The 15,234-nt window shown below is 60.2% G+C and carries 17 protein-coding genes; 11 read left to right on the top strand and 6 right to left on the bottom strand.

Going from position 1 to position 15,234, the window contains the following annotated elements; genetic code table 11:
• Positions 1–50: 50 nt before the first annotated feature.
• The gene (locus CHH27_RS11230; protein WP_094071664.1) at positions 51–1,121 is read left to right on the top strand and encodes a serine hydrolase; all 1,071 of its coding nucleotides are present in this window, start codon (positions 51–53) and stop codon (positions 1,119–1,121) included.
• Between the two features lie 514 nt (positions 1,122–1,635).
• Here the strand turns inward: CHH27_RS11230 and CHH27_RS11225 are convergent.
• From CHH27_RS11225 to CHH27_RS11215, 3 genes are read right to left on the bottom strand one after another with little or no spacing between them, the layout of a single operon-like run.
• Positions 1,636–2,985, bottom strand: a complete 1,350-nt coding sequence (locus CHH27_RS11225) for a GH1 family beta-glucosidase (RefSeq protein WP_094071663.1) — start codon at positions 2,983–2,985, stop codon at positions 1,636–1,638.
• 59 nt (positions 2,986–3,044) lie between these two features.
• Positions 3,045–3,734, bottom strand: coding sequence for a DUF2461 domain-containing protein (locus CHH27_RS11220; protein WP_157738869.1), 690 nt, complete (start codon positions 3,732–3,734; stop codon positions 3,045–3,047).
• On the bottom strand, positions 3,731–4,105 hold the full coding sequence (locus CHH27_RS11215; protein ID WP_094074680.1) for a TfoX/Sxy family protein: 375 nt from the start codon (positions 4,103–4,105) through the stop codon (positions 3,731–3,733). Before CHH27_RS11215 ends, CHH27_RS11220 begins: the two co-directional genes overlap by 4 nt.
• Before the next feature lie 161 nt (positions 4,106–4,266).
• Here CHH27_RS11215 and CHH27_RS11210 point away from each other — a divergent pair, with 161 nt between their 5' ends.
• From CHH27_RS11210 to CHH27_RS11185, 6 genes are all read left to right on the top strand, one after another.
• On the top strand, positions 4,267–4,779 hold the full coding sequence (locus tag CHH27_RS11210) for a dihydrofolate reductase (protein WP_094074679.1): 513 nt from the start codon (positions 4,267–4,269) through the stop codon (positions 4,777–4,779).
• A gap of 45 nt (positions 4,780–4,824) precedes the next feature.
• A complete protein-coding gene (locus CHH27_RS11205) occupies positions 4,825–5,286 on the top strand; it encodes a GNAT family N-acetyltransferase (RefSeq protein WP_208988823.1) in 462 nt (153 codons plus the stop codon).
• A 228-nt stretch (positions 5,287–5,514) separates the two neighbouring features.
• Positions 5,515–6,705, top strand: a complete 1,191-nt coding sequence (gene hflK, locus CHH27_RS11200; RefSeq protein ID WP_094074677.1) for an FtsH protease activity modulator HflK — start codon at positions 5,515–5,517, stop codon at positions 6,703–6,705.
• 2 nt (positions 6,706–6,707) lie between these two features.
• Positions 6,708–7,643, top strand: coding sequence for a protease modulator HflC (gene hflC / locus CHH27_RS11195; protein WP_094071661.1), 936 nt, complete (start codon positions 6,708–6,710; stop codon positions 7,641–7,643).
• An 8-nt stretch (positions 7,644–7,651) separates the two neighbouring features.
• Complete coding sequence (locus CHH27_RS11190) at positions 7,652–7,825, top strand: DUF2065 domain-containing protein (protein WP_371681844.1); 174 nt, start codon at positions 7,652–7,654, stop codon at positions 7,823–7,825.
• Between the two features lie 139 nt (positions 7,826–7,964).
• Positions 7,965–9,452: a DegQ family serine endoprotease gene (locus CHH27_RS11185; RefSeq protein ID WP_208988821.1), complete on the top strand. Its 1,488-nt coding sequence runs from the start codon at positions 7,965–7,967 to the stop codon at positions 9,450–9,452.
• 169 nt (positions 9,453–9,621) lie between these two features.
• Here CHH27_RS11185 and CHH27_RS11180 read toward each other — a convergent pair whose 3' ends face one another.
• Both CHH27_RS11180 and serB read right to left on the bottom strand, forming a co-directional pair.
• Positions 9,622–10,566: a pyridoxal-phosphate dependent enzyme gene (locus CHH27_RS11180; RefSeq protein WP_094074676.1), complete on the bottom strand. Its 945-nt coding sequence runs from the start codon at positions 10,564–10,566 to the stop codon at positions 9,622–9,624.
• Between the two features lie 195 nt (positions 10,567–10,761).
• A complete protein-coding gene (gene serB / locus CHH27_RS11175; RefSeq protein WP_094074675.1) occupies positions 10,762–11,652 on the bottom strand; it encodes a phosphoserine phosphatase SerB in 891 nt (296 codons plus the stop codon).
• Here serB and miaA point away from each other — a divergent pair.
• The 4 genes from miaA to CHH27_RS11155 all read left to right on the top strand — a co-directional run bounded on the left by miaA (position 11,651) and on the right by CHH27_RS11155 (position 14,567).
• Positions 11,651–12,607 (top strand): tRNA (adenosine(37)-N6)-dimethylallyltransferase MiaA, encoded by a 957-nt coding sequence (gene miaA / locus CHH27_RS11170; RefSeq protein ID WP_094071658.1) that lies wholly within the window; start codon positions 11,651–11,653, stop codon positions 12,605–12,607. The genes serB and miaA overlap by 2 nt on opposite strands.
• 203 nt (positions 12,608–12,810) lie before the next feature.
• Positions 12,811–13,353, top strand: coding sequence for a GNAT family N-acetyltransferase (locus CHH27_RS11165; protein ID WP_094071657.1), 543 nt, complete (start codon positions 12,811–12,813; stop codon positions 13,351–13,353).
• Between the two features lie 121 nt (positions 13,354–13,474).
• Positions 13,475–13,951, top strand: coding sequence for a GNAT family N-acetyltransferase (locus tag CHH27_RS11160; protein ID WP_198338402.1), 477 nt, complete (start codon positions 13,475–13,477; stop codon positions 13,949–13,951).
• A 46-nt stretch (positions 13,952–13,997) separates the two neighbouring features.
• The gene (locus CHH27_RS11155) at positions 13,998–14,567 is read left to right on the top strand and encodes a GNAT family N-acetyltransferase (RefSeq protein ID WP_198338401.1); all 570 of its coding nucleotides are present in this window, start codon (positions 13,998–14,000) and stop codon (positions 14,565–14,567) included.
• On the opposite strand, the gene CHH27_RS11150 is transcribed toward CHH27_RS11155, so the two are convergent.
• Entirely contained in the window at positions 14,564–15,160 is a 597-nt protein-coding gene (locus tag CHH27_RS11150) for a TetR/AcrR family transcriptional regulator (RefSeq protein WP_094071655.1), read from the bottom strand. The two genes, CHH27_RS11155 and CHH27_RS11150, sit on opposite strands and share 4 nt — an antisense overlap.
• Positions 15,161–15,234 lie beyond the last annotated feature (74 nt).

Raw genomic sequence — 15,234 nt, 5'->3', positions numbered from 1 at the left:
TTGCGGAATCTGGTCAGACTCAACTCTGTTTTCATGAAGGGATTTCAAAAATGGTTTCATCCGCCAGCCTTTCCCTGTCTCCTCACGCCCTTGCTGCCGAGCAACAAGGGTTCGATACGGCCATTGGCCGCAAACTCTGCGCAGGTGTCGAGGCGGGGCTGTTGCCGCATCTGCACGCTGTTCTGGCGGAGCGGGGCGGTGAGACCGTTCTTGAAAGCTATGGCAGCGGGACAGACGAGAATTGGGGCCGGCCGATTGGCGACGTCCGGTTTGACGCCGAAACCCTGCATGATCTTAGGTCGGTCTCAAAAAGCATCGTCAGCCTGCTTTACGGGATTGCGCTGGAACGCGGCGAGGTGCCGCGGCTCGACACCCCGATCCTGGAGCTCTTCCCCGACTATCCGGATCTTGCAGGCGATTCGGCACGGCAGAAGCTGACCGTCGAACATGCGCTCACCATGACGCTCGGTATGGAATGGGATGAAACCCGTCCCTACACGGATCCGGAAAACAGCGAGATCGCCATGGAACAGGCGCCGGACCGCTATCGCTACATTCTGGAGCGTCCCATCGTGGCGGAACCGGGCTCGCGCTGGATTTACAGCGGTGGCGCGACCGCGCTTGTTGGCGAAATCCTGCAGCGCGGGACCGGCAAGAAACTGCCGGATTATGCCGTTGAAACTCTCTTCTCACCGCTCGGGATCGAGCGCTTTGAATGGGCTGCCGGACCGGACGGAACGCATTCACCGGCCTCCGGTCTGCGCCTGACGGCCCCTGATCTTCTGAAGATCGGCCGGATGGTGCTCAACAATGGCACCTGGCAGGATCACCGGATCGTACCGGAAGCCTGGCTGACCGCGTCGCTCCGGCCGGTGATTGCCACGGGGGAAGGACCGGATTACGGCTGTTTCTGGTTTTGCGGCCAGGCACCCGTGCCGGCTCTTGGTGGACGAGCACAATGGTTCGCCGGCTTCGGCAATGGCGGCCAGCGCCTCTGGCTCTGCCCGAAGGCGGATGTGGCTGCCGTCATCTTTTCCGGCGACTACAACAACTGGACCGCCTGGATCCCGCCGACCCGGGTCTGGACCGAGATCATCCTGGCGAACCTGGAAAGGGTGTAGTCAGGCAGACAGAATTTCGTCATGCCATGGCTCGACCCACTGCTGACCGGTTTAAGTCGACCCAGTTTCAACAGAACATTGATTCATCGTCGATATTTACGCTTCTTCCAATCCTGGATACGCAGCGCCTTACCGCTTGTTCCAGTCTCCCCCCTGGAGGGGGAGATGTCCGGGAACCGGACAGAGGGGGGCACAGCGGTTCCTCGAATTCGGAAAAGGCCTTGTATGCGGGGAGGTCGAGCCCCCCTCTGTCTCCTGACGGAGACATCTCCCCCTCCAGGGGGGGAGACTGGAACAAGCAGCGAAGCCTATATACGGTCAGATGAATCTGCTTAACCGGACAGCAGTGGGCTCGACCATGGCATCCAGGCCGTGTCCTGGCGCCCTTGCTCAGACGTGAGGAATTGGCATGGATTGCAGGGTCAAGCCCTGCAATGACGAGGAAATCGGTAGCCGGTCAGCGTATCAGTCGCTTCTTGAACGAGTCGGATGCAAGCGCCAATGATGGTCCTTCTCACCGCGCCGCCAACAGCTCCTTGTACCAGTGAGCGCTTGCCTTCAGCGTCCGCACCTGGGTTTCGTAGTTCACGTGAACGATGCCGAAACGCATGCGGTAGCCTTCGGCCCATTCGAAATTGTCCATCAGGCTCCAGAGGAAATAGCCCTTCACCGGAACGCCGGCATCGCGTGCATCGGCAACAGCGCCGAAATGACCGTCCAGATAGTCGATCCGGCGCTGATCGTTAATGACGCCGTTCACCGGTTCGTCGTTGTAGCAGGCACCGTTTTCGGTGATGTAGCAGTCAGGCAGTTCGTACCGGCCGTGAAGATCCTTCAGGAGATTGGAGAGCCCTGTTGCGTCCACCTCCCAGCCGATATCGGTGACGGGAACATCGCCCTTGGGCGGGACGGCCACCGCCTGGGGATAGTCAGCCTCCAGGTCAGCCTCCTCGCGCACCCGCCAGGGCGTATAGTAGTTGAGGCCCCACCAGTCGAGCGGCTGCCGGATGGTCTCCAGGTCGCCGTCGCGGATGTCCATGGCCGCACTTAGGTCCTCCAGCACCTCCTGCGGATAGGCGCCTTCGAACAACGGCCCGAAATAGATGCCATTGTGGAACTGGAACGCACGCTCGCCAGCAAGCCGGTCTTCGGGTGTGTCGGTTGCCGGATAGATCGAATAGGCATTGAGAACGATACCCATCGGCAGGTCGGGTTTCACCGCGCGTGCCGCCTGAACACTCAGGCCGTGGGCGCGGTTGAGCGTATGAACGGCGGCAGCAAAGGCAGCCCGGTTCTGTTCGCCTGGCGCGTGAATGCCGTAAAGATGGCTCAGGTGACAGATGCACCAGGGTTCGTTGATGGTCGCCAGTGCGTCCATGCGGTCGCCCAGCCGTCTGACCACGATCTCCGTATAGTCCGCAAAGGCTTCGGCCGTGTCGCGCGCGGTCCAGCCGCCATAGCCTGCGAGCGTCAGCGGCAGGTCCCAATGATAGAGCGTCGGATAGACCTTGAGACCGCGGTCGACCAGGCCGTCGATCAGACGGTCATAGAAATCGAGACCCTTCTCATTCACCTTGCCCCGGCCATCAGGCAGGATACGCGGCCAGGCGATGGAAAAACGATAGGCGCCGACGCCGAGATCCCGGATCAGGTCAAGGTCGCTTTCCCAGCGATGATAGTGATCGCAGGCCATGTCGCCGTTATGCCCTTCAAATACCCGGCCCGGCATCTTGGAAAACGCGTCCCAGATGCTGCGGCCGCGGCCGTCTTCATCGGCCGCGCCCTCGATCTGGTAGGCGGCAGTGGCAACGCCGAACAGGAAGTCTTCTGGAAAGCGCTGTGCCAGATCTTTGGGAGAGGCCATGGGTTCTCATCTCGGCTTTGGGAAAGATGCCGAGGTGATAGGCTTCAAAGCGCTTTGGATCAAGCTCTTTCCTGCAGGTCCAGCAGCCAGGTCCAGAACGACAGGGTCGGTTCCCAGACTTCGCAAAGCCCTGCAACGGCGGTGTCGCCTGTCAGAAACCCCGGGTCCGCCAGCGTTTTCCAGGCAGCCAACCCCTTGTGCCGGGCAAGATCGCCAAAGGCATGATCTTTGGGGAAGCCCCGCGGCGGCTTGGCCAGATCCGGTTCTGAAATCTCAAATCCCTGTCCGGTCAGGTCAGTGAGCAATCCGGAGATTTCCTCGCCCTTGCCGGTTTCAACCGCCTTGAGGTAGGCGCCCAGTCCGGGTTTGGAAAAAGCCATGCAGCCGGTGCCAAAGCGGATATGGCCGGCTTCGATCGACAGAAAGAAGCTCGGCGGTTGCGCATCCTTACCCTCAAAGGCGGCTCCCGATGGCCAGAACGCCATACGGATATGGGTGTTGTAAGGGGTCTTGTCCTTGGAAAATCGCAGGTCCCGGTTGATGCGGAACTGCTTGGATTTCAGCTCCCGCCCGGTAAGTGCGCCGAGCGCGTCAGCAAGGGCAGGCCGAAACCGGTCAGACGGTTTTTTGACAAGGCTTTGGTAGTCGGCCTTGTGGGCGTCGAACCAGTCCTTTGTATTGTTTTCGGAAAGATCTTTCAGGAACTGAAATGTGCCTGTCTGAAAACCTGGCGTGTCTGATCGGGTCATTGCGCTGCCTTTGCCGGTTTTGGACGTTTTGCTTTGGCGGCCTTGGGCGGCAAGGCACAGACATAGGTGCGGGCCATCTCGACCCAGTCTCTCAGGTCGTCGTCGGTTTCGATCCCTTCCGGCTCGATCCGGATGAAGCCGGGCATCGGCCGCCCGGTCGGCCGGCATTGCATGGCGTGCGGTCTGGACAGGGCGAGCGGCTCCTGGTCCTTGCCGACACGCGCCGTCAGGCCGCGCTTGGACGCACAGACCAGCATGTTGCCGTTGACCATGAAACAGGTGCCGCCAAACATGCGTTTCTGCTCCACCCTGTCGTCAGGGATCAGGGCGCGGATGCGCTCGATCAGGACGGTCTCCATCAGCTCCGGCATTTTCACAATTCTCCTTGTTCCGGCAGGATCACCTTTCAAAGACGGTCAGTGCACCGGAGAACCGACAGGCTGCGGCAAAGAAATTCGCTGGCAATGCCCTTCCGCCAGCGTTTCATGCTAGGAGGCGGTCAGGGAAAAGAAAACCGGATTCGGAGAAGACCTTGCCCGAACTCGTGCTGATCGCGGCCGTTGCGCGTAACGGCATCATCGGAGCGGACAATGACATGCCCTGGAAGCTGTCGTCCGATCTCAAGCATTTCAAGAAACTCACACTCGGCAAGCCGGTGATCATGGGCCGCAAGACGTTTCTGTCCTTCGGCGGCAAACCCCTGCCGGGCCGGCCGCATGTGGTTATTTCGCGCGACCCGGACTATGCGCCGGAGGGGGCAGAAAGCGCGACCTCTTTCGAGGCAGCCTATGACCGCGCCTGCGCGCTGGCTGCCGGCCTGGGTGTCGATGAAATCATGTGCATCGGAGGCGGCCAGATCTATGCGCAGGCGATGGCGCGCGCGGATCGGCTGGAAATCACCGAGGTTGCTGCCGAACCGGCCGGTGACACGCGTTTTCCGGACATTGATGCGGCGGTCTGGCGGGAAACGGAGCGGGATGCCGGCGTCAGAACGGAAAAAGACAGCGCGGATTTCACATTCGTCACCTATCGACGCAATCCCTGATCCGAAGATCAGGAGATCGACACCAAAAGCCAAAGACCTGAGTGAATGACCCTCTCTGCGACCATGACTGCCCGCTGGGCGGCCTTTGACGAGCTCAGCCTGCAAGAGCTCTACGATCTGTTGCGCCTGCGTCAGCAGGTCTTCATCCTGGAGCAACAGTCTTTCTATGCCGATATTGACGGCAAGGATCAGGAGACATTGCACTATCTGATCCAGAACCGGGACACTGGCGCCTTGCTGGGCTCCATCCGTCTCCTGACGGATGCAGACAAGGCGATGGCGCGCATCGGCCGTGTGGTGATTGCCGAAGAGGCACGCGGCACCGGTCTCGGGCGCCTGATGATGCAGGCCGGGATCGACAAGGCGCTTGACCTGTTGCCTGGCTGCGAGGTCCATGTCTCGGCGCAGGCCTACCTGGAAAAGTTCTACGGATCTCTTGGCTTCAAGACCGTTTCCGACATTTATATCGAGGACGGCATTCCGCATATCGACATGATCCGGTCCTGATTTTCGCGCAAGCTGTCGCCCGGCTGCGGCATATTGTGCCTTTGCCGCTTGACACACACTGTCTCAGGCCCCACCTGCGGCACGGGAAATCTTATTGGTTTCGGGAGGATCTTGCGCCCCGCTTTCCGTTGAAAGCGGCTGGTAACCTCCCTATAACCAACGGTGAGTCAGAACGGGCACCAGCCCATGTCCGGCACCCATCGCCGGATCTCGAAGAAGGAAGTTTTGATGCCTTGGAGCAATCAGTCAGGTGGCGGTGGCCCCTGGAAAGGTGGCGGAAACGGCGGCGGCCCATGGGGCGGCGGCGGAAACAACAACGGACCCTGGGGGGGCGGTGGCGGCCCGAACCGGGGTGGTAACAACCCGCCGGATCTGGAAGAGCTCCTGAAACGCACCCAGGACCGCATGAAAAACGTGTTGCCTGGCGGCGGCGGTGGCGGCCTCGGTGTCATCGGCGTGCTCATCGTTGCCGGTGTTGTCGTGATCGGCTGGCTGGCCACGGGCTTTTATGTCGTGGACGAAGGTGAAGTCGGCGTCGAGCTGGTTCTGGGTGAAGTCAATGACCAGACCCCTCCGGGCCTGAACTACAACTGGCCTTACCCGATCGGCGAAGTTTACAAGCCGAAAGTCGAGCTGCAGCGTGAAACAACGGTTGGCACGGAAGAAAACGTGACCAGCTCCGGTGTGGTGCGCGCACGCGACGTCTCGGAAGAAAGCCTGATGCTGACGGGCGATGAAAACATCGTTGATGTCGGCTTCAAGGTGCTGTGGCGTATCAAGAACACCCGCGACGGCATCAGCCACTACCTGTTCAACATCCAGGATCCTGAAGCGACGGTGAAGGCGGTGGCCGAAAGCGCCATGCGTGAAGCGGTGGGCAGTTCGAACATCGACTCCATCCTGACCGAGAACCGCGTTGCCATCCAGAACGACGTTGTCACGCTGATGCAGACGACCCTGGACAGCTACCAGGCCGGTATCGAGATTGCCGAAGTGCAGATGCAGCGGGTTGACCCGCCGGCACAGGTCATCGATGCCTTCCGCGACGTGCAGGCGGCCCGCGCCGACCAGGAGCGTATCCGCAACGAGGCGGAAGCCTACGCCAACCGGGTCGTTCCGGAAGCGCGTGGTGAAGCGGCCCGCGTTCTGGAAGCAGCCAACGCCTACAAGGACCAGACCATCGCCGAGGCAACCGGTCAGTCCCAGCGTTTCACCAAGATCTACGAGCAGTACAAGAACGCCCCGGATGTGACCCGCGAGCGTCTTTACCTCGAGACCCTGGAAAAAGTCCTGGGTGCCAACAACAAGATCATCATTGACAGCGAGTCCTCCGGATCGGGCGTTTTGCCCTTCCTGCCGCTCAATGACCTGAACCCGCGTGGCGGCAGTGCCACGACGGCACGGACCGGAGGAAACTGATCATGCGCAGTGGAATTCTTGCCATTTTCCTGATTGGCGTGGCCGTGCTCGGCTACATGTCGATCTACATCGTCAACCCGACCCAGCAGGCGCTTGTTCTGCGACTCGGCCGGATTGTTGAAGAGCCCAAAACCGAACCCGGCTACTACTTCAAGATTCCGTTCGTTGAAAATGTGGTCTATCTCGACAAGCGCGTTCTCAACCTGAACATGCCGCCGCTTGAGCCGATCTCCTCGGACAAGAAGCGTCTCGTGGTGGATGCCTTTGCGCGCTACAAGATCTCCGATCCGGTGCTCTTCTACCAGCGTGTTGCCAATGTGCAGACGGCCAACCGCCGTCTGTCGACCCTGCTGCAGTCCTCGCTCCGGTCCGAGCTTGGCCGCACCAGCTTCGTGGCGCTCGTGCGTGACGACCGCTCCGGTGTCATGGAAGCGATCCGAAAGGACGTCAGCGCAAACGCCAAGGAACTCGGCATTGAGGTGATTGACGTGAAGATCCGCCGGGCCGACCTGCCGGATGCCAACTCCCAGGCGATTTACGCCCGGATGCAGACGGAACGCCAGCGGGAAGCCACCGAGATCCGCGCCCAGGGTGAAGAAGCTGCACGCCGGATCCGTTCGCGCGCAGATCGCGACGCGACGGTTCTGGTGGCTGAAGCGAAGCGGGATTCGGAAATCACCCGAGGTGACGGTGATGCAGAGCGGAACAAGATCTTTGCTGAAGCCTTCGGCGCCGATCCGGAGTTCTTTGCCTTCTACCGGTCCATGCAGGCCTATGAAGCCGGCCTGCGGTCGGGGGATACCAGCCTTGTGCTTTCGCCTGACTCGAGCTTCTTCCGGTTCTTCAAGGACCCGATGGGGCAGAACCTTGATCCGGCCGCCAATGACAATGGCAGCCAGGGCGTGTCCGACCGGTCGCCGTCGCTCGCCTCTCAATGAGCGAGCTGGTGACCGCACTGGGCCTGGTCCTTGTGCTTGAAGGTGTGCTCTACGCGCTGGTGCCCGGTGGCATGAAAGCCATCATGCGCAGCGCGCTGGAGACACCGGACCAGACGCTGCGCCTGACGGGCCTGATTGCGGCCGTGATAGGCGTGTTTCTTGTGTGGATCATTCGCGGATAACGAAAAGTTTTCGGGCGGGAGGGGCCAAATCCTCCCGCCCGTTCTATATTCTGGGAAACGAACCTTAAAACACCCATCGGATGCCGGCCCGTGAAAGAATGGCTGGCGATCCCACCGGCCGGGATGAGGAGAAAGCCTAATGGCTCCAAAAATTATGCGCCGTCGGATGACCCGCGTTGCAGCCGCTGCTGCGGGCATTCTGCTTGGCGGTATGGCACTGGTGCAGCCCGTCGAAACAGCCCATGCACAGGGACCGGTGTCCGTCGCCGATCTGGCGGAAAACCTTGCAGATGCGGTTGTGAACATTTCCACGGCACAGACCGTGCAGGGGCGCCGCTCGGTGCCGATGCCGCAGGTTCCGGACGGATCGCCGTTCCAGGAATTCTTCGAGGAATTCTTCAACCGGCAGAACCGCGACGACGATCAGCCGCGCCGCGTTCAGTCGCTGGGCTCCGGCTTTGTCATCGACGGCACGGAAGGCATCATCATCACCAACAATCACGTGATTGAAGGCGCCGATGAAATCACCGCCAACTTCAATGACGGCACCAAGCTGCGCGCTGAAATCATCGGCACCGATGAAAAGACCGATATCGCTGTCTTGAAGGTCGAGCCGGAAACGCCGCTGAAAGCGGTCGATTTCGGCAATAGCGACACCATCCGTGTTGGCGACTGGGTCATGGCCATCGGCAACCCGTTCGGTCTTGGCGGAACGGTCACCGTGGGCATTGTCTCGGCGCGGAACCGCGATATCAATTCCGGTCCCTATGACAATTTCATCCAGACGGATGCGTCGATCAACCGGGGCAACTCCGGTGGCCCGCTGTTCGACATGCAGGGCAACGTGGTCGGCATCAACACCGCGATCATTTCGCCGTCTGGCGGTTCAATCGGCATCGGCTTTGCGATCCCGGCCAAGACCGCCATGCGCGTTATCGATCAGCTGCGCGAGTTCGGTGAGACCCGCCGTGGCTGGCTTGGCGTGCGCATTCAGGAGGTCACCGACGAAATCGCTGACAGCCTGGCCATGGAAGAGGCCATGGGCGCGCTGGTTGCCGGCGTGACCGAGGACGGTCCAGCCGCGAAGGCCGAGATCGAACCGGGCGACGTGATCATCAAGTTCGACGGCAAGGATGTGGAAGCCATGCGGGAACTGCCGCGCATGGTCGCAGAAACCGCCATCGGCAAGGAAGTCGAAGTCGTCGTGCTGCGCAAGGGTGAGGAAGTCACCATCTCCGTGACGCTTGAGCGCCTGCAGGAAAATGAAGTCACCGAGGCGAGCGCAACCACCGAGGACGAGCCCGCGGACAAGCCGGCTGAAAAAAGCGAAGTGCTCGGCATGATGCTGGCCGAACTGGACGATGCGTTGCGTGAGCAGTTCTCGATCGAAGAAGACGTCTCCGGCGTTGTTGTCACCGAAGTCCTGTCCGGTTCGTCCGCCGAGGAAAAGCGGGTGATGGCGGGCGACGTGATCAAGGAAGTCGCCCAGGAGCCGGTGGCAACGCCGGCCGATGTCGAGGCCCAGATCAAGAAACTCAAGGAAGACGGTCGCCGCTCGGCACTGCTGCTTCTGTCCAACCCGACCGGCGACGTTCGTTTCGTACCGGTGCGGATCGAAGACCAGTAAGTTCGGTCAACGAATTTGGATCTGAGAAAGGCGCCGGAAACGGCGCCTTTTTTGCGTCAAGGCGCCACTCGGTCCCCTCTCAACCTGAGGAGGTCGGTCACGTCCGTCTCGAAGGATGGACTGCGGTTCTGCGCACCAAGCCGACAGGCGGTTCCTGGGACCAGGTCGCTCAGCCTGAAAACCGGGTCACATCCGAGACGGTTGCATTGCCGCCACAGATCACAAGGCCGATCACGGCGTCATGGGGCAAATTGGCGGCGATGCGCTGCGCTGCAGGTATCAGTGCCCCTGCCGCCGGTTCCACCCAGATGTGTTCTTTCTCGGCGAAGTCTATGACACCCTGGAAGGCTTCCCGGTCTTCCACCACGACCACCTCCCGGACCAGTTCCAGAACACACTCCAGAAACACTTTGGAAACGGTCGGAACACCAAGCGTCGATATCGCTGTGGTCACATCGATGGTGACGGGCGTGCGTTTTTTGATGGCTCTGGCCATCGAGTCAGACCCATGCGTCTCGACACCCCAGACCCTTGTCTGCGGGGACAGGGCCTTTGCCGCCGTGGCAACGCCGGAAATCATCGAGCCGCCACCGATTGTGGCAACAATGTCCGTGATCTGGGGAGCGGTTTCCAGGAATTCCAGCGCCAATGTGCCGGATCCGGCTGCGATCTGGACATCATCGCAATCGTCAATCAATGAATAGCCGTCTGCGGCGAGTTCATCCGCCCTGGCAAAGGCAGACCCGACATCCGGCGTCCAGATCACCTTTGCCCCGGCCGCTTCAATGCGCTGTGCGGATGCCACTGGAGCAGATTCAGGCAGGACGATGGTCACAGCCAGGCCCAGTGTCTCGCACACTTCCGCAAGCGCGATGCCAAAGTTCCCGCCGCTGACGGCGACAAATTGAGCGTCTTCGGCTTCGGTTTTCGTGGAGAGGAGCCTGTTCAACACGCCCCTTCGTTTGAAAGATCCACCGATTTGCAGGTTCTCGAGTTTGAGAACGGTTCGTCGTCCAAGCAGCTTTGACAGGACCGGAGCCCCGATCGTGGGGGTGACAGTCACCTTTCCGGCAATGCGATCAGCTGCGGCGCGGATATCTTGAATGGAAATCATCTTGGCATGTTTCAGTTCTGGCAGAGGATCTTCATCAAAACGGGAGGGAGCTACAAGGGGTGCCGAGGCACCGGTCATGCCCCAAACGCCAGTTGAACCCGGGAGACGTCAAGCTGTCTTCAGGGTCGAGACGTTCTTGAGAAGAGGCTCGTGCCGAAGGTGGGTGTCGAATTATCGGGAAGCGCTAGCTCGCCTTCAGCTCAGCACAAAATCCTTCTCCGCATAGCCCTGGAGATAGAGCAGGGCCGTCAGATCACCGTGATCGATCCGGAAATCGGCGGCCTCGGCGACCGCCGGCTTGGCGCGGTAGGCAACGCCGGTGCCGGCGCGCTCGATCATGGCGAGATCATTGGCACCATCGCCGACGGCCAACGTGTCTTCAAACGCGATGCCTTTTTCGGCTGCGAGAAATTCCAGTCGGGCCCGCTTGGCGTCGCGGCCCAAGATAGGCTGGCCGACCTTGCCGGTCAGTTTGCCGTCCGCTTCCAGCAGCGTGTTGGCCTGGTTCTCGTCAAAGCCGATCATGTTCGCAATCGCCTTGGTGAAATGGGTGAAGCCGCCCGAGACAAGTGCACAATAGGCCCCGTTGGCCTTCATGGTCTGGACCAGCGTGCGGCCGCCCGGCATCAGCTGGATGCGGTTGCTCAGGACGGAACCGATCGCGGAGACCGGAAGGCCTTCCAGAAGGCCGACACGCTCCTGCAGGGCCGGTTCAAATTCGATGTCTCCGCGCATGGCCCTTTCGGTGATCTCAGAGATGCGTTCCTTCAGGCCGAGTTCAGCCGCCAGTTCGTCAATGCATTCCTGGCGGATCATGGTGGAATCCATATCGGCAATGAGCAGCCGCTTGCGGCGATCTCCGTCTGCCTGCACAAAGACGTCGACGGGTTGTGAGCCGATGACGCTGCGCAGATCCTGTTCGGCAGCTCTTGCATCGGCACCTGTAAACCGGATATCGGCTGCAACACCGGGGCTGAGAACGACCGGGGCCTCTGTGGCACCCAGGGTGTCGGCGGCCCTGACGAGCAGTTCCTGATCGACAGCGGGCGCAGTCGGCGTGGACACCAAAGTGGCAACGAGAGACATGGACAGTTCCTTGGAAGGCAGCAGGACAGAAGCTTTGAACAGGCGCGTCATTCTGATAGCCGGGCCGACGGCCAGCGGCAAGTCCGCCCTGGCTCTGGATCTGGCAAAAAAGCTAAATGGGGTCATTCTCAATGCCGACTCGATGCAGCTCTATCAGGACCTTCGCCTTGTGAGCGCCCGGCCGTCGGCAGAAGAAGAGGCCGAAGTACCTCATCGTCTCTATGGCATTCTTCCGGCGTCCCAGGCCTTCTCGACCGGGGCCTGGCTGCGGCTTGTGAGTACCGAAATTGCCTCTGCCGAAGAAAAGGGGCATGTCCCGATCCTGGTTGGCGGCACGGGGCTCTATTTCAAGGCGCTGACCGAAGGCTTTGCCGAAATGCCGGAGATCCCGGAGGAGATTCGCCGTCAGGCCCGTGATCTGGCGGACCGGCAAGGTGTGGAAGGATTAAGGCAGGAACTGACCCGGCTGGGCGACAAGACCGCTGCTGCGACACTTTCCGATCCGCAGCGTCTCGCCCGGGCCCTGGAGGTGCTGATGGCCACGGGCAAGTCGCTCGCACATTGGCAGAAGGCGCATCAGGCGCCGCCATTGCTGCGGCCGGAAGTGTGCTGCCGGATCGTGCTGGCACCGCCCCGGCCCTGGCTGCACGCGCGCATTGCGCAAAGGGCGGAGCTGATGCTGGCAAAGGCCGGTCAGGCCGAAGTGCGTTCGCTCCTGGAGAAGGACCTTTCGAACAAACTTCCAGCGATGCGAGCCATCGGAGTCGCTGAAATCGGCGCTTTTCTGGCTGGAGAAGCCGATTATTCAGAAACGCTCCACAGGCTGACTGTTGCAACGCGGCAATACGCCAAACGTCAGGAAACCTGGTTCCGCAACCAGATGAGCGATTGGCAACGGGTTGATCCGTCGGTCGGAATCAATCTGGAAAACTGGCAAGGCATATTTTTCGGATAGGTGGTTAACATAACAAGTGTGCGCTGCAGCGTGGAGTATCAGGTTAACCTGTTGGTAATACGAATTTATTTTTTCCGATTTTGTTCTTATACTTTTGTCTGCCATCGGGTTGGCACAATTCAGGGTTATATGAATCGCCCTGTCTGCAATCGTTTCGAGAATGAGGCGGTGGCGGTCAAACAGACTTCAGAACCAGGGAGGACATGGTGCAGACGATTTATCTCGAATGCGGCGCAGTGCGGCTTGTCCCTTTTTCGCCGGCGGATATTCATCTCGTCAAAGACCTTCATTCCGACCCGTATGGAAACCGATGTCACGAATTCTCCAGCAATTGCACGGTCGTTGATGCGGCCGAGCTGGTGCGTACGGCTCTGCAGAACCAGGACGACCTCGGTTTCGCGAAGTGGAAAGCGGTTTCTCCGGACGGCGACTTTTTAGGCTGGGCAGGGTTCACACCGGTCGCCGAGACCTCCGAGATCAGCCTGAACTATTGCCTGCGCAACGACGTGCTCGACGCGGATCCGGAATTGCCGACCCGTCTGTGCGCTGCGCTGTCGGGCTGGTTCTTCGAAAACACCTATTTCTCGCATCTTGTTGCCGTCGTTAGGACCGATAACCGCCTCATGCGTGATGTCGTCCTGGATGCGGGTTTCTATCATCGCGAAAGCAAGGTGATTGATGGCATGCAGGCGGATGTGTTCCAGCTGCTCAGCCCATCCATGCAATCCTATCTCATGAGTGCATAGGCAGTGCACCGGCGCCTGTTGGCGCCAGGTTATTTGCCTGGGACCGTGTTCGTCACGGTCCCTTTTTTTGAAAGTGTTCATTTTGATCAAACCTGTATTGGAAACGGCGCGGCTGCGCCTGATGCCATTCACCGAAGATGATTTTCTGAAACTGCAGGAGCTGCATTCCGACCCTGAGGTCAATCGGTACCTGTCGCCGGGACCGGTAATCATGAGCCCGGAGGAAGTGCACCAGCGCTTGAAAAACTACGCCGAGGATCACGTCCAGTCGGGCATCTCGAAATGGAAACTGGAGACCCTTGACGGCCGTTTTGTCGGCCGCGCCGGGTTTTCCTGGCAGTCGGATCCGGATGGGTATGAACTGGGCTACAGTCTGAAGAGATCGGCCTGGGGCAGGGGATATGCGACCGAGATCGCATCTGCGCTAGTCGCCTGGTTCTTCGACAATACCGACCAGGATCATCTCATCGCCTATGCGGTGCGGGAGCATGGGGCCTCCCAGAAGGTCATGGAGAAAGCAGGCATGCGCTTCTGGCGGGACATGGACATAAACGGGCTTGCCTGCCGGTTCTACCGAGTGGACAGGGCGAGGGCCTGATCAAGATCGTGCGTCGCCCTGACCCTCCAACCGGAAAGTCCCGATCGTGATACACCCTGTGGTGCAGACAGACCGGCTGCGACTGATGCCATTTTCCGAGGACGATTTGCCCGCGCTTGTCGCGCTGCACGCCGATCCGGAGGTCAACCGTTTCCTGGCGCCAGGTCCGGTCGCACTCCAACCCGGCGACGTGCGTGACCGTCTTGACCGGTATCTGGAAGACAACCGGCGGCACAAGATCACCGGCTGGAAGCTGGAGACACTGGACGGCGTTCTGATCGGACGGGCGGGTTTTTCCAAGCTGAAAGATCCCGAGGGTTATGAACTTGGCTACGTGCTGCAGAGAAAGGCCTGGGGTGCCGGCTATGCAACAGAAATTGCCTGTGCCCTGGTTGCCTGGTTCTTTGAAGAAACCAGTGAACCGCAGCTGTTTGCAACGGCGGAGCAGGCGCATGATGCGTCGATAAGGGTGTTGCAAAAAGCCGGGCTTCACCTCTGGCAGGATCGGGAAATCGATGGGATTGCCTGCCGGATTTTCCGGCTAACGCGTCGCCAGTTCCTGAAAGGCGCTAACGCATCACTCTCCCGGGCCGGTGCGCCTGAAAGCCGTCTTTAGCCTTTTGGAAGGGAACCGCCCGTCGCGGCTGCCAGGGCCACTGGCAGCGCGGCAGACGTCACTGTTTCCGCGAGCTGGTCATCGGACAGCGCCCGGGCGGTCGTCAGGGCACCGATCAGGACGCTCAGAAAGGCCCAGGCGCGGTTCAGGCGCAGCGCGTCGGTGTCCCCTGGCAGGCCTTTGGCGATGAGCGCCGCAATCGTTTCCATTTGCTGGTCGTAAAGAGCGCGTGTTTCCGGCCTGGCGCGGGCCACGTCCGGCGACATGGCGGTCATGGCACAACCGCAGGCCCTGTCCTTGCGATGGGCGGCTCCAAGATAATACCGGGCAAAGGCCTCCACCCAGCCCGCACCATGCTGATCCTGGTAGGTCGGCACAGTCTCGATCACCTCGTTCAGGCCAAGCTCCAGTGCTGCGTGGAAAGCTCCGTCCTTGGACCCAAGATGGGCGTAGAACGCCCCGGATGTTGCGCCCGCCGCCTTTGCGATCGCGTCCACGCCAACGCCGGAAAAACCTTCGCTGCGAAACGCCCGGCTGGAGGCGTTCAGGAGTGCGCGATGTGTCTCCGCCTTGCGTAGCTGCTGTTTTGCCATGCTGTCCGCTCTTTCATAACGATCGTTATTTGATTCTTGACAAAATAACGATCGTTACATAAATAAGCCTCGCA

The sequence above is a fragment of the Labrenzia sp. VG12 genome (assembly GCF_002237595.1).
Taxonomy (GTDB): Bacteria; Pseudomonadota; Alphaproteobacteria; order Rhizobiales; family Stappiaceae; genus Roseibium.
Note: the sequence above shows the minus strand (reverse complement) of the source record. Positions and strands in the feature narration are given on the sequence as shown.

Coding starts and splice junctions, on each gene's coding strand:
- miaA (WP_094071658.1), top strand. CDS start 11,651: ATGGACAGTTCCTTGGAAGGCAGCAGGACAGAAGCTTTGAACAGGCGC.
- CHH27_RS11220 (WP_157738869.1), bottom strand. CDS start 3,734: ATGACCCGATCAGACACGCCAGGTTTTCAGACAGGCACATTTCAGTTC.
- CHH27_RS11165 (WP_094071657.1), top strand. CDS start 12,811: ATGGTGCAGACGATTTATCTCGAATGCGGCGCAGTGCGGCTTGTCCCT.
- CHH27_RS11205 (WP_208988823.1), top strand. CDS start 4,825: ATGACCCTCTCTGCGACCATGACTGCCCGCTGGGCGGCCTTTGACGAG.
- CHH27_RS11230 (WP_094071664.1), top strand. CDS start 51: ATGGTTTCATCCGCCAGCCTTTCCCTGTCTCCTCACGCCCTTGCTGCC.
- CHH27_RS11150 (WP_094071655.1), bottom strand. CDS start 15,160: ATGGCAAAACAGCAGCTACGCAAGGCGGAGACACATCGCGCACTCCTG.
- CHH27_RS11160 (WP_198338402.1), top strand. CDS start 13,475: ATGCCATTCACCGAAGATGATTTTCTGAAACTGCAGGAGCTGCATTCC.
- CHH27_RS11215 (WP_094074680.1), bottom strand. CDS start 4,105: ATGCCGGAGCTGATGGAGACCGTCCTGATCGAGCGCATCCGCGCCCTG.
- hflC (WP_094071661.1), top strand. CDS start 6,708: ATGCGCAGTGGAATTCTTGCCATTTTCCTGATTGGCGTGGCCGTGCTC.
- serB (WP_094074675.1), bottom strand. CDS start 11,652: ATGTCTCTCGTTGCCACTTTGGTGTCCACGCCGACTGCGCCCGCTGTC.
- CHH27_RS11185 (WP_208988821.1), top strand. CDS start 7,965: ATGGCTCCAAAAATTATGCGCCGTCGGATGACCCGCGTTGCAGCCGCT.
- CHH27_RS11180 (WP_094074676.1), bottom strand. CDS start 10,566: ATGATTTCCATTCAAGATATCCGCGCCGCAGCTGATCGCATTGCCGGA.
- CHH27_RS11225 (WP_094071663.1), bottom strand. CDS start 2,985: ATGGCCTCTCCCAAAGATCTGGCACAGCGCTTTCCAGAAGACTTCCTG.
- hflK (WP_094074677.1), top strand. CDS start 5,515: ATGCCTTGGAGCAATCAGTCAGGTGGCGGTGGCCCCTGGAAAGGTGGC.